Annotated in this window: 18 protein-coding genes; 4 read left to right on the top strand and 14 right to left on the bottom strand. The window is 75.0% G+C overall.

What is annotated here, in order from left to right:
- Positions 1-192 precede the first annotated feature (192 nt).
- The 3 genes from ACIPAE_RS29870 to meaB are packed head-to-tail and all read left to right on the top strand — an operon-like array spanning position 193 to position 5,340.
- Entirely contained in the window at positions 193-2,082 is a 1,890-nt protein-coding gene (locus ACIPAE_RS29870) for a methylmalonyl-CoA mutase family protein (protein WP_402449358.1), read from the top strand.
- Complete coding sequence (scpA, locus tag ACIPAE_RS29875; protein WP_366413391.1) at positions 2,082-4,322, top strand: methylmalonyl-CoA mutase; 2,241 nt, start codon at positions 2,082-2,084, stop codon at positions 4,320-4,322. The genes ACIPAE_RS29870 and scpA overlap by 1 nt, the downstream gene beginning before the upstream one ends.
- A 7-nt stretch (positions 4,323-4,329) precedes the next feature.
- Complete coding sequence (meaB, locus tag ACIPAE_RS29880; protein ID WP_329372341.1) at positions 4,330-5,340, top strand: methylmalonyl Co-A mutase-associated GTPase MeaB; 1,011 nt, start codon at positions 4,330-4,332, stop codon at positions 5,338-5,340.
- Positions 5,341-5,487: 147 nt separating this feature from the next.
- Here meaB and ACIPAE_RS29885 read toward each other — a convergent pair whose 3' ends face one another.
- The 11 genes from ACIPAE_RS29885 to ACIPAE_RS29935 all read right to left on the bottom strand — a co-directional run bounded on the left by ACIPAE_RS29885 (position 5,488) and on the right by ACIPAE_RS29935 (position 17,687).
- Positions 5,488-5,919, bottom strand: coding sequence for a heme-binding protein (locus ACIPAE_RS29885; protein WP_329372339.1), 432 nt, complete (start codon positions 5,917-5,919; stop codon positions 5,488-5,490).
- Positions 5,920-6,042: 123 nt separating this feature from the next.
- Entirely contained in the window at positions 6,043-6,885 is an 843-nt protein-coding gene (locus ACIPAE_RS29890) for a fumarylacetoacetate hydrolase family protein (RefSeq protein WP_402449360.1), read from the bottom strand.
- Between the two features lie 369 nt (positions 6,886-7,254).
- The gene (locus tag ACIPAE_RS29895; RefSeq protein ID WP_402449362.1) at positions 7,255-8,103 is read right to left on the bottom strand and encodes a hypothetical protein; all 849 of its coding nucleotides are present in this window, start codon (positions 8,101-8,103) and stop codon (positions 7,255-7,257) included.
- A gap of 398 nt (positions 8,104-8,501) precedes the next feature.
- Positions 8,502-9,692: a 4-hydroxybenzoate 3-monooxygenase gene (locus ACIPAE_RS29900; RefSeq protein WP_402449364.1), complete on the bottom strand. Its 1,191-nt coding sequence runs from the start codon at positions 9,690-9,692 to the stop codon at positions 8,502-8,504.
- Between the two features lie 5 nt (positions 9,693-9,697).
- Positions 9,698-10,900, bottom strand: coding sequence for a 3-oxoadipate enol-lactonase (gene pcaD / locus ACIPAE_RS29905; RefSeq protein ID WP_402449367.1), 1,203 nt, complete (start codon positions 10,898-10,900; stop codon positions 9,698-9,700).
- A gap of 1,159 nt (positions 10,901-12,059) precedes the next feature.
- A complete protein-coding gene (gene pcaB / locus ACIPAE_RS29910; protein ID WP_402449419.1) occupies positions 12,060-13,424 on the bottom strand; it encodes a 3-carboxy-cis,cis-muconate cycloisomerase in 1,365 nt (454 codons plus the stop codon).
- A 178-nt stretch (positions 13,425-13,602) separates the two neighbouring features.
- Complete coding sequence (pcaG, locus tag ACIPAE_RS29915; RefSeq protein WP_366413381.1) at positions 13,603-14,184, bottom strand: protocatechuate 3,4-dioxygenase subunit alpha; 582 nt, start codon at positions 14,182-14,184, stop codon at positions 13,603-13,605.
- Positions 14,184-15,047, bottom strand: a complete 864-nt coding sequence (gene pcaH / locus ACIPAE_RS29920) for a protocatechuate 3,4-dioxygenase subunit beta (protein WP_402449370.1) — start codon at positions 15,045-15,047, stop codon at positions 14,184-14,186. The genes pcaG and pcaH overlap by 1 nt, the downstream gene beginning before the upstream one ends.
- An 11-nt stretch (positions 15,048-15,058) precedes the next feature.
- On the bottom strand, positions 15,059-16,273 hold the full coding sequence (locus ACIPAE_RS29925) for a thiolase family protein (protein ID WP_402449372.1): 1,215 nt from the start codon (positions 16,271-16,273) through the stop codon (positions 15,059-15,061).
- Positions 16,270-16,917, bottom strand: coding sequence for a CoA transferase subunit B (locus ACIPAE_RS29930; RefSeq protein WP_329372323.1), 648 nt, complete (start codon positions 16,915-16,917; stop codon positions 16,270-16,272). The genes ACIPAE_RS29925 and ACIPAE_RS29930 overlap by 4 nt, the downstream gene beginning before the upstream one ends.
- On the bottom strand, positions 16,917-17,687 hold the full coding sequence (locus tag ACIPAE_RS29935) for a CoA transferase subunit A (RefSeq protein ID WP_329372321.1): 771 nt from the start codon (positions 17,685-17,687) through the stop codon (positions 16,917-16,919). Before ACIPAE_RS29935 ends, ACIPAE_RS29930 begins: the two co-directional genes overlap by 1 nt.
- A gap of 242 nt (positions 17,688-17,929) precedes the next feature.
- On the opposite strand from ACIPAE_RS29935, the gene ACIPAE_RS29940 reads away from it, so the two are divergent.
- Positions 17,930-19,879: an IclR family transcriptional regulator C-terminal domain-containing protein gene (locus ACIPAE_RS29940; protein WP_402449375.1), complete on the top strand. Its 1,950-nt coding sequence runs from the start codon at positions 17,930-17,932 to the stop codon at positions 19,877-19,879.
- 97 nt (positions 19,880-19,976) lie between these two features.
- On the opposite strand, the gene ACIPAE_RS29945 is transcribed toward ACIPAE_RS29940, so the two are convergent.
- From ACIPAE_RS29945 to ACIPAE_RS29955, 3 genes are all read right to left on the bottom strand, one after another.
- The gene (locus ACIPAE_RS29945) at positions 19,977-20,786 is read right to left on the bottom strand and encodes a FadR/GntR family transcriptional regulator (protein WP_402449378.1); all 810 of its coding nucleotides are present in this window, start codon (positions 20,784-20,786) and stop codon (positions 19,977-19,979) included.
- A gap of 122 nt (positions 20,787-20,908) precedes the next feature.
- The gene (locus ACIPAE_RS29950; protein WP_402449380.1) at positions 20,909-22,366 is read right to left on the bottom strand and encodes a benzaldehyde dehydrogenase; all 1,458 of its coding nucleotides are present in this window, start codon (positions 22,364-22,366) and stop codon (positions 20,909-20,911) included.
- Between the two features lie 46 nt (positions 22,367-22,412).
- A complete protein-coding gene (locus tag ACIPAE_RS29955) occupies positions 22,413-24,512 on the bottom strand; it encodes a thiamine pyrophosphate-dependent enzyme (RefSeq protein ID WP_402449383.1) in 2,100 nt (699 codons plus the stop codon).
- Positions 24,513-24,811: the final 299 nt, after the last annotated feature.

The raw sequence follows: 24,811 nt of genomic DNA on the forward strand, positions 1-24,811 counted from the left end.
GCCCGGCATTTCCCCAGTCTCCGCGGCCCCGCCGGTCCCCCGCCGCGCGGGCGTCACTCGCCGTGCCCGGCGAAGCCGCACGTCAGGCCGGGCGGCCAGGCCCGTGGAAGTGGGCGATGTCACGCTACGGGGCGGTAGCTGTTCACCTCGCGAGGCAGACATCGGGCCGGTGGCTTCCCTAGCATCGGTGCCATGACAGTTCTGCCGGACGACGGGGTCTCAGAACCCGACGTGTTTCCGCACGCCACGCGCGAACAGTGGCAAGCGCTCGTGGCAGGTGTACTGCGCAAGTCGGGTCGCGAGGTCTCCGGCGAGGAGGCCGAGCAGGCGCTGTCGACCGAGCTGGCCGGCGGTCTCACCGTGCACCCGCTCTATACCGCCGACGACACCTCTCCCGACCCCGGCCTGCCGGGCTTCGCACCGTATGTACGCGGCAGCCGACCGCTCGGCGGCTGGGACGTACGCCAGCGGCACCGGTCGCCGCAGGCCGCCGCGGCCAACGAGGCGGTGCTCGCCGACCTGGAGAACGGCGTCACCTCGGTGTGGCTGGCGGTGGGCGGCGCGGGCCTGCCGGTGACCGGCCTCGGGCAGGCACTGGCGGGCGTCTACCTCGACCTGGCCCCGATCGTGCTGGAGGCCGGCGCCGAAACCGGCGCCGCCGCCGAGGAGTTGCTGAGCCTCTTCGAGCGGGAGGGCGTCGACGCCGGCCAGGCCCGCGGCAACCTCGGCGCGGACCCGCTCGGCCTGGCCGCCCGGACCGGCGCGGCCCCCGGGTACGACGACGCGGTGGCGCTGGCCGCGCGGACCGCCGAGCGGTATCCGCACCTGCGGGCCCTGACCGTGGACGCGCTGCCGTACCACGAGGCAGGAGCGTCGGCCGCGCAGGAGCTGGGCGCCTCGCTCGCCACCGGCGTGGCCTACCTGCGTACGCTCACCGCCGCCGGGCTGGACGCCGGCACCGCCTGCGGGCAGCTGGAGTTCCGGTACGCGGCCACCGCCGACCAGTTCCTCACCATCGCCAAGCTGCGCGCGGCCCGCCGGACCTGGGCCAGGGTCACGGAGGTCGCCGGCGCCCTGGCGGCGGGCGGCCAGCGGCAGCACGCCGTCACCTCGACGGTGATGATGACCCGGCGCGACCCGTACGTGAACATGCTGCGCACCACCCTCGCCTGCCTGGGCGCCGGGGTGGGCGGCGCGGACGCGGTGACCGTGCTCCCCTTCGACGAGGCGCTCGGCCTGCCCGACGCGTTCGCCCGCAGGATCGCCCGCAACACCTCCACGATCCTGCTGGAGGAGTCCCACCTGGGCCGGGTCGCCGACCCCGCCGGCGGGTCCTGGTACGTGGAGCGGCTGACCGACGAACTCGCCCACAGCGCCTGGGAGTTCTTCCAGGAGCTGGAGGCGGCCGGCGGCCAGGAGAAGGCGCTGTCCTCAGGGCTCGCCGGCGAGCGCATCGCGGCCACCTGGCAGGCCCGCAAGCGCGCGCTGGCCACCCGCCGCGAACCGGTGACCGGCGTCAGCGAGTTCCCGCACCTGGCCGAGCGGCCCGTGGTGCGCGAGCCCGACCCGTCCCAGGCCGCACCCGGCACAGCGGACACGCCGTCGCGGGACGTGCCGCAGGGCCGTGCCCGCGCCCTTCCGCAGGTCCGCCGCGACGAGGCGTACGAACAGCTGCGCGCCCGCTCCGACGCCCACCTGGCGAGCACCGGGGAGCGCCCGAGGGTCTTCCTGGCCGCGCTCGGACCGCCGTCGGTGCACACCGGGCGGGTCTCCTTCGCGGCGAACCTGTTCCAGGCCGGCGGCGTCGAGCCGGTGCACGACCCGGTGACCGTCGACGCCGGCAGCGTCGCCGCGGCGTTCGCCGCCAGCGGCGCGGAACTCGCCTGCCTGTGCTCCAGCGACGCGCTCTACGCCGAGCAGGCCGAGCCGGTGCTGGCGGCGCTCCGCTCGGCCGGGGCGCGCTGGATCGGCCTGGCGGGGAAGCCCGCCGCCGGCCCGGGCGCCGACGCCCACCTCTTCCTGGGCTGCGACGCCGTCGCGGTCCTGACCTCCGTCCTCGACCGTGCGGGAGTGGCGGCGTGATGCAGACCCCGGACTTCTCGCAGGCACCGGACTTCTCACAGGTTCCGGACTTCTCGCAGATCCCGCTGGGGCCGGGCGCCCCCGCGCAGGCCACCGAGGAGCAGTGGCGTGCGGCGGTGAAGGAGGCCGCCGGCGGCGGCGACCCCGATCCGGTGTGGGAGACCCCGGAGGGCATCGGGGTCAAGCCGCTCTACACCGGCGCCGACCTGGAGGGCCTGACCTCGCTGGGCACCTACCCGGGCATCGCGCCCTACCTGCGCGGCCCGTACCCGACGATGTACGTCAACCAGCCCTGGACGATCCGGCAGTACGCCGGCTTCTCCACCGCCGAGGAGTCCAACGCCTTCTACCGGCGCAACCTCGCGGCCGGCCAGAAGGGCCTGTCGGTCGCCTTCGACCTGCCCACGCACCGCGGCTACGACAGCGACCACCCGCGGGTGACCGGCGACGTCGGCATGGCGGGCGTGGCGATCGACTCGATCTACGACATGCGGCAGCTCTTCGACGGCATCCCGCTGGACCGGATGACCGTGTCGATGACGATGAACGGCGCGGTGCTGCCCGTGCTCGCCCTCTACATCGTGGCCGCCGAGGAGCAGGGGGTGCCGCCGGAGAAGCTGGCCGGCACCATCCAGAACGACATCCTCAAGGAGTTCATGGTCCGCAACACCTACATCTACCCGCCCCGGCCGTCGATGCGGATCATCTCCGACATCTTCGCGTACACCTCGCGGAAGATGCCGCGCTACAACTCCATCTCCATCTCCGGCTACCACATCCAGGAGGCCGGGGCGACGGCCGACCTGGAGCTGGCCTACACGCTGGCCGACGGCGTGGAGTACCTGCGGGCGGGTCAGGCCGCGGGGCTCGACGTGGACGCCTTCGCGCCGCGGCTGTCGTTCTTCTGGGCGATCGGCATGAACTTCTTCATGGAGATCGCGAAGTTGCGCGCGGCCCGGCTGCTGTGGGCCCGCCTGGTGCGGCAGTTCGACCCGAAGAACCCCAAGTCGCTGTCGCTGCGCACCCATTCGCAGACCTCCGGCTGGTCGCTGACCGCGCAGGACGTCTTCAACAACGTCACCCGCACCTGCGTGGAGGCGATGGCCGCCACCCAGGGCCACACCCAGTCCCTGCACACCAACGCGCTCGACGAGGCGCTCGCCCTGCCGACGGACTTCTCCGCCCGGATCGCCCGCAACACCCAACTGCTGCTCCAGCAGGAGTCGGGCACCTGCCGGGTGATCGACCCGTGGGGCGGCAGCGCATACGTCGAGCGGCTCACGCACGACCTGGCCGGGCGGGCCTGGCAGCACATCCAGGAGGTCGAGGCGGCCGGCGGCATGGCGCAGGCCATCGACGCGGGCATCCCGAAGCTGCGGGTGGAGGAGGCCGCGGCCCGCACGCAGGCGCGGATCGACTCCGGCCGGCAGCCGGTCATCGGCGTCAACAAGTACCGGGTGGAGACCGACGAGCAGATCGACGTCCGGTCGGTCGACAACTCCTCGGTGCGCGCCCAGCAGGTCGCCAAGTTGCGGCGGCTGCGCGAGGAGCGCGACGAGGCCGCCTGCCAGGACGCGCTGCGGGCGCTGACCGCGGCGGCCGGGCGCGCGCCGGGCGCCGACCTCGACGGCAACCTGCTGGCGCTCGCGGTGGACGCGGCCCGCGCCAAGGCGACGGTCGGCGAGATCTCCGACGCCCTGGAGCAGGTCTACGGGCGGCACGCGGGCCAGATCCGTACCATCACGGGTGTGTACCGCAACGAGGCCGGCCAGTCCCCCACCGTGCAGGGCACCCGGGACCTGGTCGAGCGGTTCGAGAAGGCGGAGGGGCGCCGCCCGCGCATCCTCGTCGCCAAGATGGGGCAGGACGGGCACGACCGCGGCCAGAAGGTGATCGCCACCGCCTTCGCCGACCTCGGCTTCGACGTGGACGTCGGCCCGCTGTTCCAGACCCCCGCCGAGGTGGCGCGGCAGGCGGTGGAGGCCGACGTGCACATCGTCGGCGTGTCCTCGCTGGCCGCCGGGCACCTCACCCTGGTGCCCGCGCTGCGGGAGGAACTGGCCGCCGAGGGGCGGGAGGACATCATGATCGTGGTGGGCGGCGTCATCCCGCCGCAGGACATCGCCGCGCTCCACGAGGCGGGCGCCACCGCGGTCTTCCCGCCGGGCACGGTGATCCCCGACGCGGCGCGCGATCTGGTGGCCCGCCTCGGCGCGGCCCTGGGCCACGGGGAGTTGTAGCCGCGGCATGCTCAGGGATGTCGAGGGTTACGCGAAGGGCGTGCTGGACGGCCGGCGGGCGTTCGTCGCGCGGGCTATCACGCTGGTGGAGTCCACCCGCGCCGAGCACCGGGTGCTGGCGCAGCGGCTGCTGACGGAGCTGCTGCCGTACAGCGGCGGGGCCCGGCGGATCGGGGTCAGCGGGGTGCCGGGCGTGGGCAAGTCCACCTTCATCGACGCGTTCGGAACGATGCTCACCTCGCTCGGGCACCGGGTCGCGGTGCTGGCGGTGGACCCCTCCTCGACCCGGACCGGCGGCTCCATCCTCGGCGACAAGACCCGGATGGAGCGGCTGGCGGTGGACCCGGCGGCGTTCGTGCGGCCGTCGCCGAGCGCGGGCACCCTGGGCGGCGTCGCGAAGGCCACCCGGGAGTCCATGGTGGTGATGGAGGCCGCCGGATACGACGTGGTGCTGGTGGAGACCGTCGGCGTCGGCCAGTCGGAGACGGCCGTGGCCAGGATGGTGGACTCCTTCCTGCTGCTCACGCTCGCCCGCACCGGCGACCAGCTCCAGGGCATCAAGAAGGGCGTGCTGGAGCTGGCCGACGTGATCGCGGTCAACAAGGCCGACGGGCCGCACGAGCGCGACGCGCGCGGCGCCGCCCGCGAACTGGCCGGCGCGCTGCGCCTGATGCACCCCGCGGACGCCAACTGGACGCCGCCGGTGCTCAGTTGCAGCGCCCGCGAGTCCACCGGGCTCGACACCGTGTGGGAGCGGCTGGAGCAGCACCGCGCGCTGCTGGAGGCCGGCGGCCGGCTGGCGGCCAAGCGCCGCGACCAGCAGGTGGACTGGGCGTGGGCCATGGCCGACGACGAGCTGCTCGGCCGGCTGCACGGCCACCCGGGCGTCCAGGCGCTGGCCCCCGGCCTCGAGGAGCAGGTCCGGGCCGGCACGATGACGGCCGCGGCCGCCGCCGAACGCCTGCTGAGCGTCTTCGACGGCCACACCCCGGCCCCGCCACCCACCCCTGACCGCTGACCGCTCCCCCGCCCGACCCGGCGCCCGCCAGGCGGAGCACGTCAGCGCGGGCGGTCAACGGGCTTACGGCGAGCGGCGGTTCGGCTCGGAAGGGTACGGCGGCGGCCGGGACCTCCCACCGGTCCGGGCCGCCCGCGCGGGCCGCGCTCAGCCCGCGTCGGCCACCAGCCCGGCCTTCCGCACGCCGAAGACCGCGACGGCCTCGTCGTTCTCCGGCCGCTCGCCGCTGACGCCCACCGAGCCGAGCAGCGCGCCGTCCTCGTCCCGGATCAGCACCCCGCCCCGGGAGGAGGCGATGCGGCCCTCGGAGATCGCCGCGAGCGCGGCGAAGAACGCGGGGTCGCGCGTCGCGTGCCGCGCTCCCGTGGCGCCGCCCGAGCCGGTGCCGAGGCAGCCCCACGCCTTGGCGTGCGCGATCTGCGGGCGCAGGATGCCCGCGCCGTCCTCCCGCTTGACCACCTGCGGGTGGCCGCCCGGGTCGAGCACGGTGATGGTCAGCGGCCGCAGCCCCAGCTCGCGTGCGTGGCCGAGTGCGGCATCCACGATCTCGGATGCCTGGGCCAGGGTCAGGTATGCCATGTCGGTGACTCCTTGTACGGGTTCGTCGGGTACGGGTTCGTCGGGTCGATCGCGACCGGTGCGGTCGTACGGTCGTGCGCCGTGTGCGCCGCGGGGCGGGGCGGGGCGGGCGGCGGGCGGCCCTCAGCGGTCGGCGACGACCGCGGTCTCGATGACGCCGAGCCCCTCGATCTCCCCGCGGACCACGTCGCCGGGCTTGACGAGGGGGTGGCCCAGGGGCGTTCCGGTCGAGAGCAGGTCACCGGGCACGAGGGTGAGGGCCTCGGTGAGCCAGGCCAGCTGGTCGGGAACGGAGTGGAACATCTCGGCGGTGCTGCCGTCCTGCCGCGGCTCGCCGTTGACCCAGGAACGGATGCTCAGCCGGTGCGGGTCGGGGATCTCGTCCGCGGTGACGAACCAGGGGCCGGCGATCCCGAACGTGTCGAAGCCCTTGCCGCGGTCCATCCGGTTGCCGTCCCGCTCGGAGACGTCCCGCGAGCCGACGTCGCAGAAGCCGACGTAACCGGCCACCGCCCGCATCGCGTTCTCGGGGGTGAGGTGGCGCGCGCGGGAACCGATGACGACGCCCAGCTCCATCTCCGGGTCGACCTTCTCGCAGATCGCCGGGTACCGCAGGTCGTCGTGCGGCCCGACCAGCGCACTGGCGGCCTTCAGGCAGCCCTGCGGGCTCCGCCGGGCCGGCGCGGGTGCCGTACCGGACGGTGCCGGTCCGGCGGCGCCGGGCCGCTCGCGGGGGTAGTTGGCGAGCATGCACCAGATGGTCCGCGGCCGGCCGATCGGCGGTCCGAGCCGGGCGGGTTCGTCGGACCACAGGCAGTCCTCGTCCAGATCGCCGCCACCGGCATGGCCGACCGCCCACTCGAACACCTCACGGACGGACGTCAGTTGAGGGTCCGCCCGCAGCAGCGCGGGCAGGTCGCCGGCGACGGCGAGCCGGGCCCGGGCCAGGGCGTCGTCCCGATGCACGCCGCCGGTCTCCAGCCGACGGACGAACGCGGCCCGGATATCGACAAGTTGACCCGGAACGACGTCGGGGAAGCAGAGCCGGTCGCCGAGGGGCGTCCGCCGGGAGGCTATTTTCACGGGGATCTGGGGTGCTTTCCGTGGGTGCGGATGAGGGGGCGTGCGGGAGGAAAGGGAGCGGTGCGAGCGGGCGTTCGGGCGTTCGGGCGTTCGGGCGTCCGAGCGGGCCGGCGGAGGAGCGACCGGGCGGGGCAGGGCCCGGGACCACCCGCGCGCCCCGAGCCGCCGACCGCCGACCGCCGACCGCCGGCGCCAATCGCCCAGCTGCCGGAGCCGGAGCCGCCGGCGCACCCGGCCGCGAACGCGCCGTGCTCAACCGGCGTCGGCGTCCCGGGAGTTCTCGAACCTGATCCCGCCGTCGGTCGTGACGAGGTCGAACTGGTCGGAGGGCACGGCCGGCACGTGGATCGGCGGCAGGCCCACCGTGAAGAGCAGCAGCTCCGAGGCCGCGACGTAGCGCGCCTTCTCCCCCGGGTCGGCCTCGACCGCTCCGAGCCGGCCGATCTCGGTGTCCTCGACGGTGCCCGCGCCCGAGAGCACCACGGTCAGCCGGCGCGCGTCCTCGCTCGCGCAGATCCACTCGGCGCCGGCCTCGATCTTGAGGAACTCGATCCAGAACCGCCGCTCGGTGTAGGTGCCGATGTGCTTGCGCTCGACCCCGGTCGCCCCGGCCACCGGCACCCAGTTGAAGTGCACGGGGTTGCTGATCACCACGCCGTTGTAGCGCGGCCGCGGGAACTTCATCGGCCGGCGCTCGCGCCGCTCGGCCCGCGCCTCCTTGTTGTCCGGGCCGCGGCCGCGGCCGGCCCCCATGCCGAGCGCGGAGGCGCCGCCGAACTGGAGCACCAGCTGGAGCTGCTTCGGGTCGCCGAGCGGGTCGTCCTGCGGCCCGTAGGTCTGCCCCTCGGGGAAGTAGCCGACCTCGCCCTCGCGCAGAATCCCCTGCTCGCCCAGGTTCATGTCGCCGACGATCGGCAGGCGGATCTGCTCGAAGGTGTGGCAGTGCCGGGGCATGCGGAAGTCGGCTTCCTGCCGGCCGAGGATGTAGCGGTAGTTCTCCAGCGGCTTGCCGCGGTCCCCCATCAGCAGGTAGTTGAACGAGACCGTCCCTCTGGGGTGGTCCATCTTGTACGCGTTCTCGTCGTACGGCGCGATCTTCATCGCTGTCCTCCGGTGTCCGGTGTGAGCCCGTGTGCGGCCAGGGTGGGGTGGCCGGCTCGTGCGGCCGGCGTGGACGCGCGAACCGGCGGTCCCGTGAACGGCACGTCCCGCCGAGGGCGTCCTGGCGTCGCGATCCACACAACCTTCTTAGTAGCTTGGTGTCAAGGTAGCTGACGGTTTTCCGCCGCATCCTGTGCGGAGCGGCCCGCCGGCCCACCGCGCCCCGGGACGCACAGAAGCCGCCGCACCCGCCGGGACAGGCGGGTACGGCGGCACGACGGTGACGGCGGGCAGCCGTCAGCGGGCGACCGGCAACGCGTCGCGGCCGGCGGCGGGTTGGGACGAGAGCGTGGCGGGGCCAAAGCGGCGTGAGACGAAAGCGGCGTGCAGCCGCAGGGTCAGCCGATCGGCAACCCCGCGTAGTTCTCGGCGAGTTCGGCGGCCGCGTGCGGGGACGCCGCGATCCGGTCGAGCTGGGAGATCTGGAGCCGGGTCTCGAACGGGCCCTGCGCCGAGTCGGTGTGCAGCGTGCTGGTCATGAAGAAGGAGAAGTGCTCGGCCCGCCAGACCCGCCGCAGGCAGGTCGCCGAGTACGCCTCCAGCCCCGCGGTGGAGCCGGTCTCCTTCAGCTCGGCGAACGCCCTGGCCAGCACGATCACGTCGGCCGCCGCGAGGTTGAGCCCCTTGGCGCCGGTGGGCGGCACGATGTGGGCGGCGTCGCCGGCCAGGAAGACCCGGCCGTGGCTCATCGGCTCCGAGACGAAGCTGCGCATCGGCAGCACCCCCTTGGAGGTGATGGGCCCGCGCTTCAGCGTCCAGCCGCCGCCGTCCACCGCGAAGCGCGCGTCCAGCTCGTCCCAGATCCGCTCGTCGGGCCAGTCGGCGGGATCGGTGCCGTTGGGGACCTGGAGGTAGAGCCGGCTGACGGTCGGCGAGCGCATGCTCAGCAGCGCGAAGCCGCGCCGCGAGTGGGCGTAGACCAGTTCGTCGCTGGACGGCGGCACGTCGGCGAGGACCCCGAACCAGGAGTAGGGGTAGACGCGTTCGTAGGTGCGTCGGACGCGGTCCGGCACCGCGTCGCGGGTGACGCCGTGGAAGCCGTCGCAACCCACCACGTAGTCGCAGGTGAGGGTCCTGGCCTGGCCCTCGTGCGTGTAGCGGACCACCGGCCGGTCGGTGTCGGCGCCCTCGACCGCCCGCACGTGCGCTTCGAAGAGCAGTGGGGCGCCGTCCTCCAGTTGGAGGGCGATCAGGTCCTTGCAGACCTCGGTCTGGGCGTAGACCCAGACCCGGCGGCCGCCGGTGAGGGACGGGAAGTCGATGCGGTGCGACCTGCGGTCCCAGCGCAGTTCGATGCCGTCGTGGACGAGGGCCTCGCGGTCGAGCCGCTCGCCGGCGCCGGAGGACCGCAGCACGTCCACCGTGGACTGTTCGAGGATGCCGGCGCGTTGGCGCTGCTCGACGTAGTCGCGGTCGCGGCTCTCCAGGACCACGCAGTCGACGCCGGAGCGGTGCAGCAGCCGGGCGAGGAGCAGCCCTGCCGGGCCGCCGCCGATGATGCCGACGGTGGTGTGGTTGGGGGTGTGCATGAGGATCAGTGCCCCTCTTCTTCTTCGGCCCGGTCCTCTTCGAGGACCCAGTTGGCGATGGCGAAGGCGGAGTTGGCCGCGGGCACCCCGCAGTAGACGGCCGACTGGAGCAGGACTTCCTGGATCTCGTCGGGGGTCAGGCCGTTGCGGAGCGCCGCGCGCACGTGCATGGCCAGTTCGTCGTGGTGGCCGCGCGCGACCAGCGCGGTGAGGGTGACGCAGCTGCGGGTCCTGCGGCTCAGGCCCGGGCGGGTCCAGATCTCGCCCCACGCGTAGCGGGTGATGAGGTCCTGGAACGGCGCGGTGAAGTCGGTGCTGCGGGCCTCCGCCCGGTCGACGTGCGCGTCGCCCAGCACGGCCCGGCGCACCGCCATCCCGGCCGCGTGCCGGGAGGCGTCGTCGGAGGGGCCGCCGGAGGGCCCACCGGAGGCACCGCCGTCCGGCCCGTCCGCCAAGTGCGCGGTCAGCGCGGCCAGTACGGGCCCGGGCCGTTCGACGTTCGCCAGGTGGGCCGCGTGCCCGACCTCGGTCAGGCTCGCCCCGGCGATCCCGTCGACCAGCTCGCGCGCGTGCGCGGGTGGCGTCGCCGGGTCGTCCCGGCCGGCGATCACGCAGGTCGGTACGGTGATGCGCGCCAGCTCCGCGCGCAGGTCGAAGGCGGCCAGCGCGTCGCAGCAGGCCGCGTACGCCTCCGGGTCCGCGGCCCGCGCGTCGGCCACCAGCGCCGCCGCGGCCGGCGCGCCGGCGAACGCCGGGGTGAACCAGCGGTGCACCGCGGTGTCGGCGACCGGCCCGGTGCCCTCCGCCCGTACCAGCGCCGCGCGTTCCCGCCAGCCGGACGGCTCGCCGAACCGCGCCGACGTGCACACCAGCGCGAGGCTGCGGACCCGCTCGGCGTGGTGCACCGCGAGCCACGTGCCGACCGCGCCCCCGAGCGACACCCCGCCGTACGCGAAGCTCTCCACCCCGAGCCGGTCGGCGAGTTCCAGCACCATGCGCCCGAGGTCGGCGACAGTGGCGCCGGTCGCGGGCAGCCGCGCCGGCGAACGGCCGTGCCCGGGCAGGTCGTAGCGGATCACCCGATGCGTACGCGCCAGCGCCGGGACCTGGGCGTCCCACACCGCGAGCGACGTGCCGAGCGACGGGCCGAGGACGAGCGGCGGCGCGCCGCCGGCGCCGTCCACCCGGTGGTGCAACAGGTTCGTCATACGTTCTCCTCGGTCCGCTCGGTGACGCCGCCAACGGGCCGGCGGCGCCTGCTTCGTAGGGTCGGACACGAGCGCGGCCGGCCGTACGAGCCGCCCACGCCACGACACCCGTCGTCCGGGCCACACCCCCGGCCCGCTCGTACGGTCGGACACGAGCGCGAGCGGCCGTACGCGCCACCCGCGCCACAACGCCCGTCGTCCGGGCCATGCCCCCGGCCCGCTCGTACGGTCGGACACGAGCGCGGCCAGCCGTACGCGCCACCCACGCCACGACACCCGTCGTCCGGGCCATGCCTCCGGCCTGTTCGTACGGTCGGACACGAGCGCCGCCAGCCGTACGCACCGCCCATCCCACGACACCCGCCGTCCGGGCCATGCCTCCGGTCGGCCGGACCGGTAGCAGCCGGCCCACCCCCGGCACCCGCAGGTCTCCGCGTGCGCAGTACCTCGGGGTCGCCGGTCGGCAGGTCGTAGGCCACTTCGAGCGGCCCGAAACACTCCTGGCAGGCGAAGACCGGGCTCAGCGGGTAGCGGGTGCCGCACTCCCGGGAGGACAGCGCGGCGGCCGGTCCGAACGGTGCAGGTGCTCCGGCGTCCTGGGCACCCTGGGCGCCGGCCCACACCGGGCCCGCCAGGCCCGCCCCTCCAACCAGCACAGCCACACCCCCGACCAACCGGACAACACCAGCCCCCAACCGACCCCCACCACCCGCCAGTCGGGCCGTCACCACGCCCACCCGGCCCACCCTTTCGACCAATCGGACAACACCACCCGCCGACCGGCCCGCACCGGGAACCTGCCGGCCCGCGCCAGCGGTCGATCGCGCTGGTGGCGTGGCCGGAAGGGCCGGCCTGGTTCGCGGTGTCCGGTGGTCCACCACGGCCTTCGGCCTGGGGGCACCCCCGCATCGCAAGGCGGTGCGGGCACCTCCCGGCCGCCAGGCGCGGGCGTACCCGGGCGGCTCCGGCAACGCCGGGGCCGCTCCCCCTGGCTTCGCCGGAGTTGCCCCCACCCGGCGAAGGCAGGGGACGAGTGCGCGTGCCAGGCGCCGCGAGCCCGGGGGCACCTCACGGCCGCCAGACCAAGGGGAGGGACTTTCCCCACACGGCCTGGCCCCGCGCCCGGCCGGTCGGCGCCGCGTCCGCCGCGCGCGCCTGCTCACGGTCCGGTGGGGCGCAGCGCGCGGTCGACCAGGGCGGGGGCGGAGCCCAGGTAGGTGACGGGGTCGAGGAGGTGGCGCAGGCGCTGGGGGGTCAGCGCGGCGGCGAGAGCCGGGTCCGCGCGCAGGGCGTCCTCGAGTTCGACGTCCTCCTCGACCGCGCGGCGGACGGCGCGGTCGAGGAGGGTTCGGGCCTCGCCGCGGCCGATCAGGGCAGTGAGGGCGGCGGCGAGGTGCTCGGTGGCGATGAGGCCGTCCGTCGCGTCGAGGTTCGCGCGCATCCGGTGCGGGTGGACCCGCAGGTCCTCGACGAGTTCGACGGCGTCGCGGGCGGCGCCTCCGACGAGGCGCAGCGCCTCGCGCAGCGGCTGCCACTCAGCGTGCCAGGCGCCGGCGGGGCGTTCGTCCTCGGCGGCGAGCGAGCCGAACAGGACGGCGGCGAGCGCGGGGACCTGGCGGGCGGCGGCCGCGATGAGGGTGGCGCGTACGGGGTTGGCCTTGTGCGGCATGGCGGAGGAGCCCCCGCCGCTGCCTTCGGACAGCTCGCCGATCTCGGTCCTGGACAGCACCAGCACGTCGGCCGCGACCTTGCCGAGGGCGCCGGCCGCGAAGGCCAGCGCACCGGCGAGGTCCGCGACGGGGGTGCGGAGCGTGTGCCAGGGCAGCGCGGGCTCGGCGAGGCCGGTCTCGGCGGCGTAGCCGGCGAGCAGCCGCAGGCCGATGTCGCCGTCGCGCGCCCTATCACTGTCGTGCGCCCTGTCACTGTCGTGCGCGCCGGCCCGGTCCCGCGCGCCGGCCCCCTCCCCCGCGCTGCCGTCGTCGGCCCCGGCGAAGGCCGCGACGGCTGCCAACGTCCCTGCCGCACCACCGAGTTGAGCGGGCAGCGAGTTCCGTACGGCCGCGAGCCGGTCGTGTCCGGCGAGCAGCAGTGACCGCCAGCCGACCGCCTTCAACCCGAACGTGGTGGGGACGGCGTGCTGGGTCAGGGTGCGGCCGGGCAGCGGCGTGTCGCGGTGCTCGGCGGCGAGCCGGGCCAGCGCGCCGGCCGCGCGGCCCAGGTCGGCCAGCACCGTCGCCAGCGTGCGGGAGGCGACGAGCATCGTCGCCGTGTCCAGGATGTCCTGGCTGGTCGCTCCGCGGTGGACGAACTCGCCTGCGGCCGGGTCGAGTTCGGCGGTGGCGGCCGTCAGGTCGGCGACCAGCGGGATGACCGGGTTGCCACCGGCGCGGGAGCGCAGCGCCAGGTCGCGCACGTCGTAGCGGCCGGTCACCGCGGCGGCCGCCGTGACCGCGGCCGCCGCCGACGCCGGGGCCAGCCCCAGCGCGGCCTGGGCGCGGGTGAGCGCGGCCTCGGCGTCGAGCATGGCGCGCACGTACGCGGCGTCGCCCGTGGCGGCCTCGGCCGCGGACCCGGCCCGCCCCGGGGCGAGCAGGCCGAAGTCCCCGGCGGGGTCCGCGTGGGCGGCGGCGTCGGCGGGTTCCCGCGAGGGCGTGGGTTCACAGGAATCGGCGAGATCGGTGGAATCGGTGGAATCGGTGGGATCAGTCGAAGGCAAGGAAGACCGTCTCCTCGTGCACGCCGTCGGACTGCAGACGGATGTCGAACCGCAGGACGCCCGGCGCCGCGCCCTCGTCGGGGGTGGCCAGCAGCGTGGCGCGGCGGGCCGGGCTCAGCGCGGCGAGCAGCGGGTCGGCCGCCACGTCGGCGCGCCCGGGCAGGTAGACCCGGGTGTGCAGGTGGTGCAGCAGGCCGCGGGCGAAGACGATGAGCGCCAGGTACGGCACCCCGCCCGGCGGCAGCGTACGGATCGCGTAGCGGCCGTCGGCGTCGGTGGTGACCCGGCCGAAGCCGGTGAAGACCACGCCGTCGCGGCCGATCACCCGGCCGTCGACGGGGTCGCGGCGCAGCGAGCCGGGCGCGCCGGTGCGGGAGCCGTCGGGGGCGGGCTGCCAGACCTCCAGGAGGGCGTCGGGCACGGGCTGTCCGGCGCCGTCGTGGACCCGGCCGTGGACGGTGAGGGTGTCGGGGTGGCCGGTGGGCGCGATGTCGCCGCCCTTGGCGAAGGGCAGGGCGTAGCCGTAGAACGGCCCGACGGTCTGCGAGGGGGTGGGGGCGAGGGACATCAGCGGCCCTCCTCGATCCAGGTGGCGGCGGGACCGTCGAGGACGATGTCCCAACGGTAGCCGAGCGACCATTCGGGGGTGGACAGGTCGTGGTCGTAGGCGGCGACCAGCCGGGCCCGCGCGGACTCGTCGGTGACGGACCGCAGGATCGGGTCGTAGTCGAAGAGCGGGTCGCCGGGGAAGTACATCTGGGTGACCAGGCGTTGGGTGAACGCGGTGCCGAACAGCGAGAAGTGGATGTGCGCCGGGCGCCAGGCGCCCCGGTGGTTGCGCCAGGGGTAGGCGCCGGGTTTGACGGTGACGAACGTGTAGCCGCCGTCGTCGCCGGTCAGGGTGCGGCCGACGCCGGTGAAGTGGGGGTCGAGCGGGGCCGGGTGGTCGTCGCGCTGGTGGGCGTAGCGGCCGGAGGCGTTGGCCTGCCAGATCTCGACGAGCTGGCCGCGGACCGGGCGTCCTTCGCGGTCGAGGACCCGGCCGGTGACCGTGATGCGCTCGCCGAGCGGCTCGCCGAGGTGCTGCCGGGTGAGGTCGTGGTCGAGGGCGGTGAGGTCGGTGGCGCCGAAGACGGGGCCGGTCAGCTCGACGGCCTCGGGGTCGCCGCCCACGGAGACGAGCGGCTGCCGGGGGTGGCGCAGGGCGCTGCTGCGGTAGGGGGCGTAGCCGCGGTCGGGGTGGTGCTCGGCGGGGGCGCCGGCCGCTCGGCGGGTCGCGTACGCCTGCTGCTCGGCGGCTATTTCGGCGCTGATGTCGTGCTGCGTGAGGGGGTTGGGCGGGGTGGGCGGGGCGGCCCCGGGGGGAACCGCGCCGGGCGCGGGCGGGGCGGAGGGACCGGACGGGGTGAGGGAGGGGGGCGGGGTGGGCATGCGGGACGCTCCTACCTTTCCAGGACGAGGGCGAGGCCCTGGCCGACGCCGATACAGAGGGCGGCCACGCCGGTGCCGGAGCCCGCCGCCTTCAACTGATGGGCGACGGACCCGGCGAGCCGGGCACCCGAGGCGCCCAGCGGGTGGCCGATCGCGAGCGCGCCGCCGCGCGGGTTGAGGATCGCGGGGTCGAACGCGGGCCATTCGGCGACGCAGCCGAGCACCTGGGCGGCGAAGGCTTCGTTGAGCTCCAGGGTGGTGAGGTCGTCGAAGGTCCGGCCGGCGCGGGCCAGCGCGCGGTTGACGGCTTCGACGGGGGCGAGGCCGAAGTAGTGCGGCGCCACGGCGGACACGCCGGTGGCGCGGATACGGGCGAGCGGCTCGCGGCCGGTGGCCTTGAGCCCGTCCTCGTCGACGAGGAGCAGGGCGGCGGCGCCGTCGTTGAGCGGGGAGGCGTTGCCGGCGGTGACGGTGCCCTCCTCGGCGCGGAAGGACGGCTTGAGCGCGGCCATCGCCTCCGCCGAGGCGTCCGCCCGCACGGACTCGTCGCGGTCGACGACGACCGGTGCGCCCTTGCGCCGCGGTACGGGCACCGGGACCGTCTCGTCGTCGAACAGGCCCTGCTGCCAGGCCCGGGCGGCCTTGCGGTGGGAGGCGAGGGCGAACGCGTCCTGCTCCTCGCGGCTGATCTCGTGCTTGTCGGCGATCAGTTCGGCGCTCTCGCCGAGCGGCACCGTCCACTGGGGGTCCATGCGCGGGTTGACCATGCGCCAGCCGAGGGTGGTGGAGTACAGCTCGGTGTGGGCCGCGGGGAAGGGCCGGTCGCTCTTCGGCAGGACGTAGGGCGCGCGGCTCATCGACTCCACGCCGCCGGCCACCGCGAGGGACAGGTCGCCGAGCGCGACGGCGCGGGCGGCCTGGACGACGGCTTCGAGGCCGGAGGCGCACAGCCGGTTGACGGTGACGCCGGGGACGGTGACCGGGAGCCCGGCCAGCAGCCCGGCCATCCGGCCGACGTTGCGGTTCTCCTCGCCCGCGCCGTTGGCGTTGCCGAGGTAGACGTCGCCGATCAGGGCCGGGTCGAGTGCGGGGGTGCGCGCCAGCAGTTCGCGGATGGCGTGCGCGGCCAGGTCGTCGGGGCGGACCGCCGCCAGCGCGCCGCCGTACCGGCCGACGGGGGTGCGGACGGCGTCCACGACGTAGACGTCACGCGGGAGGGTGCTCATCGGGTGATCCCGTCGGCGATCCGGATCGCGGCGGCCGTCTTCCGCTCGATCTCCTCGACGGTGGCGCCGGGCGCGGTCTCGACCAGCAGCAGGCCGTCGTCGGTGACGTCCAGGACGCCCAGGTCGGTGATGATCCGGTCGACGCAGGCCCGGCCGGTGAGCGGCAGTGCGCAGCGGTCCAGGATCTTGGGGCTGCCGTCCCTGGCGGTGTGGGTCATGGTGACGATGACCCGGCGGGCACCGTGCACCAGGTCCATGGCGCCGCCGATGCCGGTGACCAGCGTGCCGGGGATGGCCCAGTTGGCGAGGTCGCCGGTCGCGGAGACCTGCATGGCACCCAGCACCGCGGTGTCGATGTGGCCGCCGCGGATCATGCCGAAGGACAGCGCCGAGTCGAAGAAGGAGGCGCCGGGCAGCACCGTGACGGTCTCCTTGCCGGCGTTGATCAGGTCGGGGTCCAGCTCGTCCTCGTACGGGAACGGGCCGGTGCCGAGGATGCCGTTCTCCGACTCCAGCACCACGTGGACACCGTCGGGGAGGTGGTTGGGGATCAGGGTGGGCAGGCCGATGCCGAGGTTGACGTACTCGCCGTCGCGCAGCTCCCGGGCGGCCCGGGCGGCCATCTCGTCTCGCGTCCACGGCATCAGACCCGCACCTGCCCGGGCGTGACGGTGACCTTCTCGATCTTCTTGTCGGCGGCCTGCGCGCGGGTGAGCGCCACCACGCGCTGGACGAAGATGCCGGGCAGATGGACGTGGTCCGGGTCGATCTCGCCGGGTTCGACCAGCTCCTCGACCTCGGCGACGGTGATCCGGCCGGCCATGGCGGCGAGCGGGTTGAAGTTGCGGCTGGACTTGTTGAAGACCAGGTTGCCGTGCCGGTCGCCCTTGGCGGCCCGGACGAGGGCGAAGTCGGTGGTGATGGCGCGCTCCAGGACGTAGGCGGTGCCGTCGAACTCGCGCACCTCCTTGGGCGGGGAGGCCAGCGCGACGCCGCCGTGGCCGTCGTAGCGCCAGGGCAGGCCGCCGTCGGCGACCTGGGTGCCGACGCCGGCCGGGGTGAAGAAGGCGGGTATGCCGCAGCCGCCGGCGCGCAGCCGCTCGGCGAGCGTGCCTTGCGGGATCAGCTCCAACTCCAGCTCGCCACCGAGGTACTGGCGGGCGAACTCCTTGTTGCCGCCGATGTAGCTGCCGGTGACGGCGCTGATCCGGCCGGCGGCGAGCAGTACGGCGAGACCGGAGTCCATGGCACCGCAGTTGTTCGACACCACGCTCAGGCCGCCGACGCCCTTGGCGTGCACCGCCGCGATCAGCGTGTTCGGGACGCCGCTGAGACCGAAGCCGCCGACCGCGAGCGACGCTCCGTCCTCGACGTCGGACACGGCCTCGTCGGCCGAGGCGACCACCTTGTCCATCCGCGCTCTCCCCAGTAGCCTGTTCGCCAGGTGAACTTAAGTTCATCAATTTTGCCGCCCGAGTGTGATCCGAAGGGGTCCGCCCTGTCAACGGCTTGGCGCGGCTTGGTACGGCCCGGTACGGCTTGGTGCGGCCTCGTGCGGCCTCGTGCCAGGGGACCCGCGCCGCGAAATCCCCTCGGCACCCGCCCCCGCCCGTACCGTCCCGACCCCCGTCCCGACGTCCCCCGTGGAGCCCGCAGATGCCCCGTCCCACCGCCACCCCCGAGCCGGCTCCGCCACCCGCGGAGGCCGTCGGCCCGCTGATCCGCGGGCTCGCGGTGCTCCGCGTGCTCGGCGCGGCCGACGGCCGGCGCTCGGTGGGCGACCTGGTCCGGGACACCGGCCTGGCCCGCTCCACCGTCGACCGGGTGGTCAGCACCCTCGCCAGGACCGGATACCTGCGCGTCGAGGGCCGGGACGCCGTCCTCGCCCCGCGCCTGATGGAACTGGGCAACGCCTACCTGTCGGCCTGCGGGCTGCCGGACCGGCTCGGCCCGCTCGCCGACGCCCTCGCCGACCGGCTCGACGAGTCGGTGTCCCTCGCTGTCCCCGACCGGGACGGGGTGCGCTTCGTCGCCCAGGCCACCCGGCGCCGGGCCATGTCGCTGGTCTTCCGGATCGGCGACCTGCTCCCCGCGGAGTGCGGCGCGCCGGGCGCGCTGTTCGCCGCCGAGTGGACCGGCGCGGACTGGGAGCGGTGGCGCCGGGGTCGCGCCGCCGACCCGGCCGGCAGCCGCTTCCCCGCGGTGCCGCCGTACCCCGCCGCCGACGCGGCCGGTTCCTTCGACCGGCGCGCCGCCGACGCGCGGCGGCAGGGCTGGTCGGTGGACGACCAGCTGATCGAGCCCGGCCTGGTCGCGATCGCGATGCCGGTACGGGACGGGAGCGGCCGCGCGGTGTGCGCCGTGAGCGTGGTCAGCCACACCAGCCGGCACAGCGCGCGGTCCCTGGGCGAGGCGGTGCTGCCCCGGTTGCGTACGACGGTCGCCGCGATGGAGGCCGCGCTGTCCGGTACGGCCGAGGCCGGCGAAGGCGCTGAGGCGGGTGGGCTAAGCGGAGGTGCCACGGCGGGTGCGCTCAGCGAAGGTACCGAGGCGGGTGGGCTCCGCGGAGGTGCCAAGGCGGATGCGCTCAGCGAAGGCGCCGAGGCCGGTGCGCTCAGCGGAGGTGCCAAGGCGGATGCGCTCAGCGAAGGTGCCAAGGCGGGTGCGCTCTGCGGCAATGCCGCGTCCGGTGGGCCCGCCGAACAGGCCGAACAGGCCGTGCGCGGCGGACCTGCCGAGCCCGCCGCTCCCCCGCCGGACGGTCCGGCCCCGGACGGCCCGGTCCCGGCTGCCTGGACCCGCGCCTCCAAGCAGGAACTGGGCCCGGAGTTCGTGGAGTCCCTGGCGCGCGGGCTCACCGTACTGACCGCCTTCGACCGCGGCCCCCGCGCCGCGCTGCCGCTGACCGCCGTCGCCGAGGCCACCGGCCTGGCCCGGGCCACCGCCCGGCGCTCACTGATCACCCTGGAGCACCTCGGCTACGTCGCCCACGACGGACGGCTCTTCCGGCCGACCCCGCGCGTCCTGGAACTGGGCTTCGCGCACCTGTCCCACCTCGCCCTCCCCCAGATCGCCCAGCCGCACCTGGTCGCGCTCGTCGGGCAGGTCCGCGAGTCCGCGTCGATGGCCGTCCTGTCCGGCGACGACATCCAGTACGTCGCCCGCGTCCCCACCGTGCGGATCATGAGCGTCAACATCACGGTCGGCACCCGATTCCCCGCGTACGCCACCTCGATGGGCCGGGTGCTGCTGTCCGGGCTGCCCGCGGCCGAGCGGGCGCGGCGGCTGGCGGGCGCGGACCTCAAGCCGCTCACCCGGCACACCGTCACCTCGGCGGACCGGCTCGCGACCGTCCTCGACCTGGTCGAACGGGACCGGTACGCGCTCGTGGACGAGGAGTTGGAGGAGGGCCTGCGGTCGATCGCGGTACCCGTGCGCGACCGCGCCGGGCGCGTCGTGGCCGCGGTGAACGTCTCCATGCACGCCGCCGGCGGCACCGCCGAGCAGGCCACGACCGACCTGCTGCCGCCACTGCGGCAGGCGGCGGAGCGGATCACGGCAGACCTGCGCGTCGCCGGGCGCTACGGGCGGCTCGCCCGGGAGTGAGGGCGCACGCGCGGGAGTGCTCACGCACGGGTGTGCTCACGCGCGTGAGTGAAGGCTCACGCCCGAGGCTGCGGTCCGCCCCCGATCCGCCCGCGGGTCACCTCTCCTCCGGCTCCCCGCCGAGCGCCGCGCCGCTGGTCAGCAAGGACGCCATCAGCTGGGAGAACCGCGGGTCGGAGGAGGTCATCTCGTCGCCGCGCCGGGACTTCTGGATACGGTCCACCACCCGCTGGTGGTACTCCTCCACCAGCTCCGCCGCGGCGTCCGCGTCGCGCCGCTCCACCGCCTCCACGATGTCCATCCTGGCCCGGTGCAGCGTGCCCGCGATCCGATCGAGCTTCCCGCCCGACATCTCGACGGCGAGCCCGATCTGCACCTCGGTGATGAACCGGCACAGCGAGATCAGCAGCGGGTGGTGGGAGAGTTCGGCCAGCGCGTGGAAGTAGTTCTTGAGCTTCGCCGCCGCCTCCTCGACGCTGTCGGCGTCCAGGTCCGCCGCGCGCTCGGCGGCTTCCCGCAGCCGGGCGACCTCCTCGTCGGTGGCGCGCTCGGCCGCGAGCCGGACCGCGTAGGTGTTGAGCACCGCGAGCAGCCCGAAGACGTCGCGGGCGTTCATGTTGCCGAACTGCACGACCGCCGCGATGGACACGGCGATGAGCGTGTCGCTCTGCGCCGTCACGGTGCTGCCGCTGCCGTTCCTGGACGAGACCAGGCCCATCGCCGTGAGCACCCGGATCGCCTCGCGGATGGTCGGGCCGCTGACGCCGTACTGCGCGGCGAGGTCGCGCTCGGACGGGAGCTTCGCGCCGTGCGGCAGCGCCCCGCTGAGGATCTGCCCGCGGAGGTCTTCCAGGATCTGGTCGGCGACCCGCTTCCGGTAGATCTTGCCGGGCTGGTTCATGGTCATCCTTGGCCTCTCCGCGGCGCCAATCATCCTGTGAGCTTGATGTCAAGGCTAACAGGGCGCATGGCCCCGCGGGCGGCCCGGCGGTCAAGTCCCGCTCCCGCCGGGCCCTTTCGACGGCCGGCTCAGAAGGGGTACTGCGCCGCCTCGCCCCGCAGCGTGATCCACCGCGTCTCGGTGAACGCGTCGATGTTGGCCGCGCCCCCGAACCGGGCGCCGGTGCCGGAGCCCGCGACGCCGCCGAAGGGCGCGACCGCCTCGTCGTTGACGGTCTGGTCGTTGATGTGGACCAGGCCGGTGGGGATGCGCTCGGCCAGGGCCAGGCCGCGCATCACGTCGCGGGTGAGGATGCCCAGCGACAGCCCGTAGGGGCCGTCCGTCGCCAGGGACACCGCCTCGTCCACGTCCCCGAAGACGCGGACGGGCGCGACCGGGCCGAAGACCTCCTCGGTGTAGGCGGGCGAGGAGTCGGTGACGCCGGTCAGGACCGTCGGGCGGTAGAAGAGGTCCTCGTAGGTGCCGCCGGCCGCCACCGTGGCTCCGCCCTCGACGCTCGCCCGCACCATCCGGTGGATCTTGTCGCGCTGACCCGCGTCGATCACCGGGCCCAGCGCGACCGGGTCCTTGGCCGGGTCGCCGACCGGCAGTTGCTCGGCCTTCGCCACCAGCCGCTCGGTGTACTCGGCGGCTATCGACTCGTGGACGAGGTGGCGCCCGGTGGTCATGCACACCTGGCCCTGGTGGAAGAAGGAGCCCCAGGCGGCGATGGACGCGGCCCGCTCCAGGTCGGCGTCGGGCAGCACGATCAGCGCGGAGTTGCCGCCCAGTTCCAGGTGGGCGCGCTTGAGGTGGTGCGCGGCGGCCGCGCCGACCTTGCGGCCGGCCGCGGTGGAGCCGGTGAACGAGACGACCCGCACCCGCGGGTCGGCGACGAGCGCCTCGCCGGCCTCCGCGCCACCGGGAACGAGCCCCAGCACGCCCTCGGGGAGCCCGGCCTCCTCGAACACCCGCATGATCGTCACACCGCCGCCGACCGCGGTGCGCGGGTCCGGCTTGAGCACCACCGCGTTGCCCAGCGCCAGCGCCGGAGCGACCGAACGGATGGCCAGGATCAGCGGGACGTTGAACGGCGCGATCACCCCGACCACCCCCGCGGGCACCCTGCGCGCCATGCTCAGCCGCGGCTCGGCGGACCGCAGCACCTCGCCGGCCGGCTGCGAGGCCAGCGCCGCCGCCTCGTAGCACTCCTGGGCGGCCGTGGACGTCTCGAAGGCGGCCTTGCCGCGGACGCTGCCCCCCTCGCGGATCAGCCACTCCTGGATCTCGTCGGCCCTCGCCAGGAACAGGTCGCCGGCCCGCCGCAGCACCGCGGCCCGTTCGGTGTACGGCAGCCGCGCCCAGCCCGGTTGGGCCCGCGCGGCCGTGCGGGCGGCACGCGCCACGTCGTCGGCGTCCGCGTGCCCGATCCGCTCCAGGGTGTCGCCGGTCGCGGGCTCGGTGACGGCGCCGGTGCCGCCCGACGCGGCCGTCCAGCCGCCGATGTTGATGTTGCCGGACCAGGTCGCGGGGTGCAGAAGAGGCATCACGACAGCTCTTTCTGTGCGGGTGGAGAGGGAGGGGGAAGGGCGGTCACGGGCGGAACTCCGGGTCGGGTACGACCACGACTTCGAGGACGACGGGTTCGGTACGGGAGTACAGCGTGGGCACGATCTCGTCGAGGGCCGCGAGCAGTTCCGGGTACCGCGTGACCGTCCGGGCGGGGCACCCGAGTGCCACCGCCATGCCGCTGACGCTCACTTCGCCGAACGCGGGCCAGGGTGCCTTGCCCCCGTGCTGCTCGGCGAGCCGGTCCATGATCGCGTACCGCCCGTTGGCGAGGACGACGAAGACGACACCGACACCGTAGTGCGCGGCGGTCCACAACGACTGGATCTGGTACAGCGACGAGCCGTCGCCGACCACCGCCACCACCGGGCGGCGCGGCTGCCCCATCCGCAGCCCGACGGCCGCGGGCATGGCGAAGCCGAGGCCGCCCATGGCCGCGCTCAGGAAGCCGAGCGGTCGCCGGGCCGGCAGCAGCGCGTGCAGGTCGGGCCGGGACGACGGGGTCTCCTCCACGATCACCGTCTGGACCGGCAGCCGCCCCGCCAACACAGCCAGCACCTGCGCGGCACGCAACGGCCCACCGGAGCCAGGAGAGTTCGCGACGGCGGGTGAGGCGGGCGGGGTCGGCTCGGCCGACGTGATCGGCGGGGTAGTCGGGTTCAGCGCGTCAGGCACGCTCGGCCCACCCGAGGCACTCGACACGCTCGACGCGTCCACCCCGGCCGGCGAGCTCAACGCGCCCGACACAGTGGACGCACCCGGCGAACCCAACCCTTCCCGCGCGCTCAGCGCCTTCGCCGAGCGCGGCGCGTCCAGGGCGGTCGGCACACTCGGCACGTTCACCCCGGCCGACGAATCCAGCGCGCCCGACACGGTAGACGCACCCGGCGAACCCAGCGCTTCCCGCACGCTCAGCACATCCGCCGAGCGCGGCGCGTCCAGCACGTCAGGCACACTCGGCACGTCCACCCCGGCCGGCGAGTTCAACGCGCCCGACACGGTGGACGCACCCCGCGAATCCAGCGCTTCCCACACGTTCGCCGCTTCCCTCGAGTTCAGCGGCTCCGCCGCTTCCCGCTCGGAGTGCGGCGCCAACTCCCCCGTGGGCGGGGGCGCGTGATCCGGCTCGCGGCCGTCGCGGGGCGGGACGCGACGGGCGAGCCGGTCGCAGAAGTCGGGCAGCGGGGTCACCACCGCCAGGTCGGCCGGCGCTCGGTGCGCCTCGTCGGGGTCGTCCGTGACCACCGCGACCCGCGTACCGGGCCCCGCCAACGGCCCTTGCCCGTAAGGGTATTGCCGCAGGAAGGGGGCGGCGACGACGAGCAGCAGGTCGTACGGCGCCAGGGCCTCGCGCAGCCGGGCGCGGGCGGCGGGCAGGTGGCCCGCGAACAGCCGGTGGTCCTGCGGGAATCCGGCCCGCGCGCCGAACGGCTCCTGCCAGACGGGGCAGTTGAGACGCTCGGCGAGCGCGGTCAGCGCTGCCCACGTATCGGCGCTGTCGGCGCCCGCCCCCACCACGAGCGCGGGGTTGCGGGCCCGCGCCGCGAGCGCGGCGACCTCGGCGACCGCCGCCGGGTCCGCGGTGGTGGCCCGGCGCAGGACGGCGGGCGCGGGCACGGGCAGGTCCTCCGCGGGCTCCGCCCAGTCGTCCATCGGCACGATGACCAGCGCCGGGCCGCGCCCGGCACGGGCGGCGTGCACCGCCCGGCCGACCGCTCCCGGCACGTCCTGGGCCCGCGCCGGGACCGCCACGCTCACCGGGTAGTCACCGGCGAGCCCCTCCAGGCGTCCGGCGAGGAACGGCTCCTGTGCCAGGTGCCGGCGGTCCTGCTGGCCGACGAGGACCACCAGCGGGGCCCGGTTGGCCCGCGCGGTGGCGAGAGCGCCCACCGCGTTGCCCAGCCCGGCCGTGGTGTGCAGCAGGACCAGCGCCGGCTCGTCGCGGGCGATCGCCCAGCCCGTCGCCGCCCCGACGACCGAGCCCTCGTGCAGCGCGAGGACGAAGTGCAGGTCCTCGGGGAGGTCGGTCAGGAACGGCACCTCGGTCGAGCCGGGGTTGGCGAACATCGTGGTGAGCCCGTGCAGGCGCAGCACGTCGAAGGTGGCGTCACGGACGGTGGGCATCGCGGCAGCACTCTCTGGTCGAAGGGACGGACCAGGACCTGTCGTCCGGGTCCGCGTGGAGCGGGGTACGGTGCCCGGCGCGTGCGGACACCACGCGGAACGGGCGGTGCGCGGCGACGCGGGGGACGCGCGCGCCGCCCGACGATGCGCCGGGCGGCCGCCCTCCCACGGCGAGCCGGCGGATGCGCTCGGGTGTCCCGCCGCCATCCCGACGCCCGACGGCGACCCCGCGGACGCCTGTGCCGGTCACCACCACGCGGAGCCGACCCGCGGCGACGGCACGGGAGACGCGCCCGCCG

Origin of the sequence: Streptomyces sp. NPDC087270 (assembly GCF_044744625.1) — a bacterium.
Lineage (GTDB): Bacteria > Actinomycetota > Actinomycetes > Streptomycetales > Streptomycetaceae > Actinacidiphila.

Bases quoted from the DNA above. Each gene is read 5' to 3' on its own strand.
- ACIPAE_RS29870 (WP_402449358.1), top strand. From the start codon at position 193: ATGACAGTTCTGCCGGACGACGGGGTCTCAGAACCCGACGTGTTTCCG.
- scpA (WP_366413391.1), top strand. From the start codon at position 2,082: ATGCAGACCCCGGACTTCTCGCAGGCACCGGACTTCTCACAGGTTCCG.
- meaB (WP_329372341.1), top strand. From the start codon at position 4,330: ATGCTCAGGGATGTCGAGGGTTACGCGAAGGGCGTGCTGGACGGCCGG.
- ACIPAE_RS29885 (WP_329372339.1), bottom strand. From the start codon at position 5,919: ATGGCATACCTGACCCTGGCCCAGGCATCCGAGATCGTGGATGCCGCA.
- ACIPAE_RS29895 (WP_402449362.1), bottom strand. From the start codon at position 8,103: ATGAAGATCGCGCCGTACGACGAGAACGCGTACAAGATGGACCACCCC.
- ACIPAE_RS29900 (WP_402449364.1), bottom strand. From the start codon at position 9,692: ATGCACACCCCCAACCACACCACCGTCGGCATCATCGGCGGCGGCCCG.
- pcaD (WP_402449367.1), bottom strand. From the start codon at position 10,900: ATGACGAACCTGTTGCACCACCGGGTGGACGGCGCCGGCGGCGCGCCG.
- pcaB (WP_402449419.1), bottom strand. From the start codon at position 13,424: ATGCTCGACGCCGAGGCCGCGCTCACCCGCGCCCAGGCCGCGCTGGGG.
- pcaG (WP_366413381.1), bottom strand. From the start codon at position 14,184: ATGTCCCTCGCCCCCACCCCCTCGCAGACCGTCGGGCCGTTCTACGGC.
- pcaH (WP_402449370.1), bottom strand. From the start codon at position 15,047: ATGCCCACCCCGCCCCCCTCCCTCACCCCGTCCGGTCCCTCCGCCCCG.
- ACIPAE_RS29925 (WP_402449372.1), bottom strand. From the start codon at position 16,273: ATGAGCACCCTCCCGCGTGACGTCTACGTCGTGGACGCCGTCCGCACC.
- ACIPAE_RS29930 (WP_329372323.1), bottom strand. From the start codon at position 16,917: ATGCCGTGGACGCGAGACGAGATGGCCGCCCGGGCCGCCCGGGAGCTG.
- ACIPAE_RS29935 (WP_329372321.1), bottom strand. From the start codon at position 17,687: ATGGACAAGGTGGTCGCCTCGGCCGACGAGGCCGTGTCCGACGTCGAG.
- ACIPAE_RS29940 (WP_402449375.1), top strand. From the start codon at position 17,930: ATGCCCCGTCCCACCGCCACCCCCGAGCCGGCTCCGCCACCCGCGGAG.
- ACIPAE_RS29945 (WP_402449378.1), bottom strand. From the start codon at position 20,786: ATGACCATGAACCAGCCCGGCAAGATCTACCGGAAGCGGGTCGCCGAC.
- ACIPAE_RS29950 (WP_402449380.1), bottom strand. From the start codon at position 22,366: ATGCCTCTTCTGCACCCCGCGACCTGGTCCGGCAACATCAACATCGGC.
- ACIPAE_RS29955 (WP_402449383.1), bottom strand. From the start codon at position 24,512: ATGCCCACCGTCCGTGACGCCACCTTCGACGTGCTGCGCCTGCACGGG.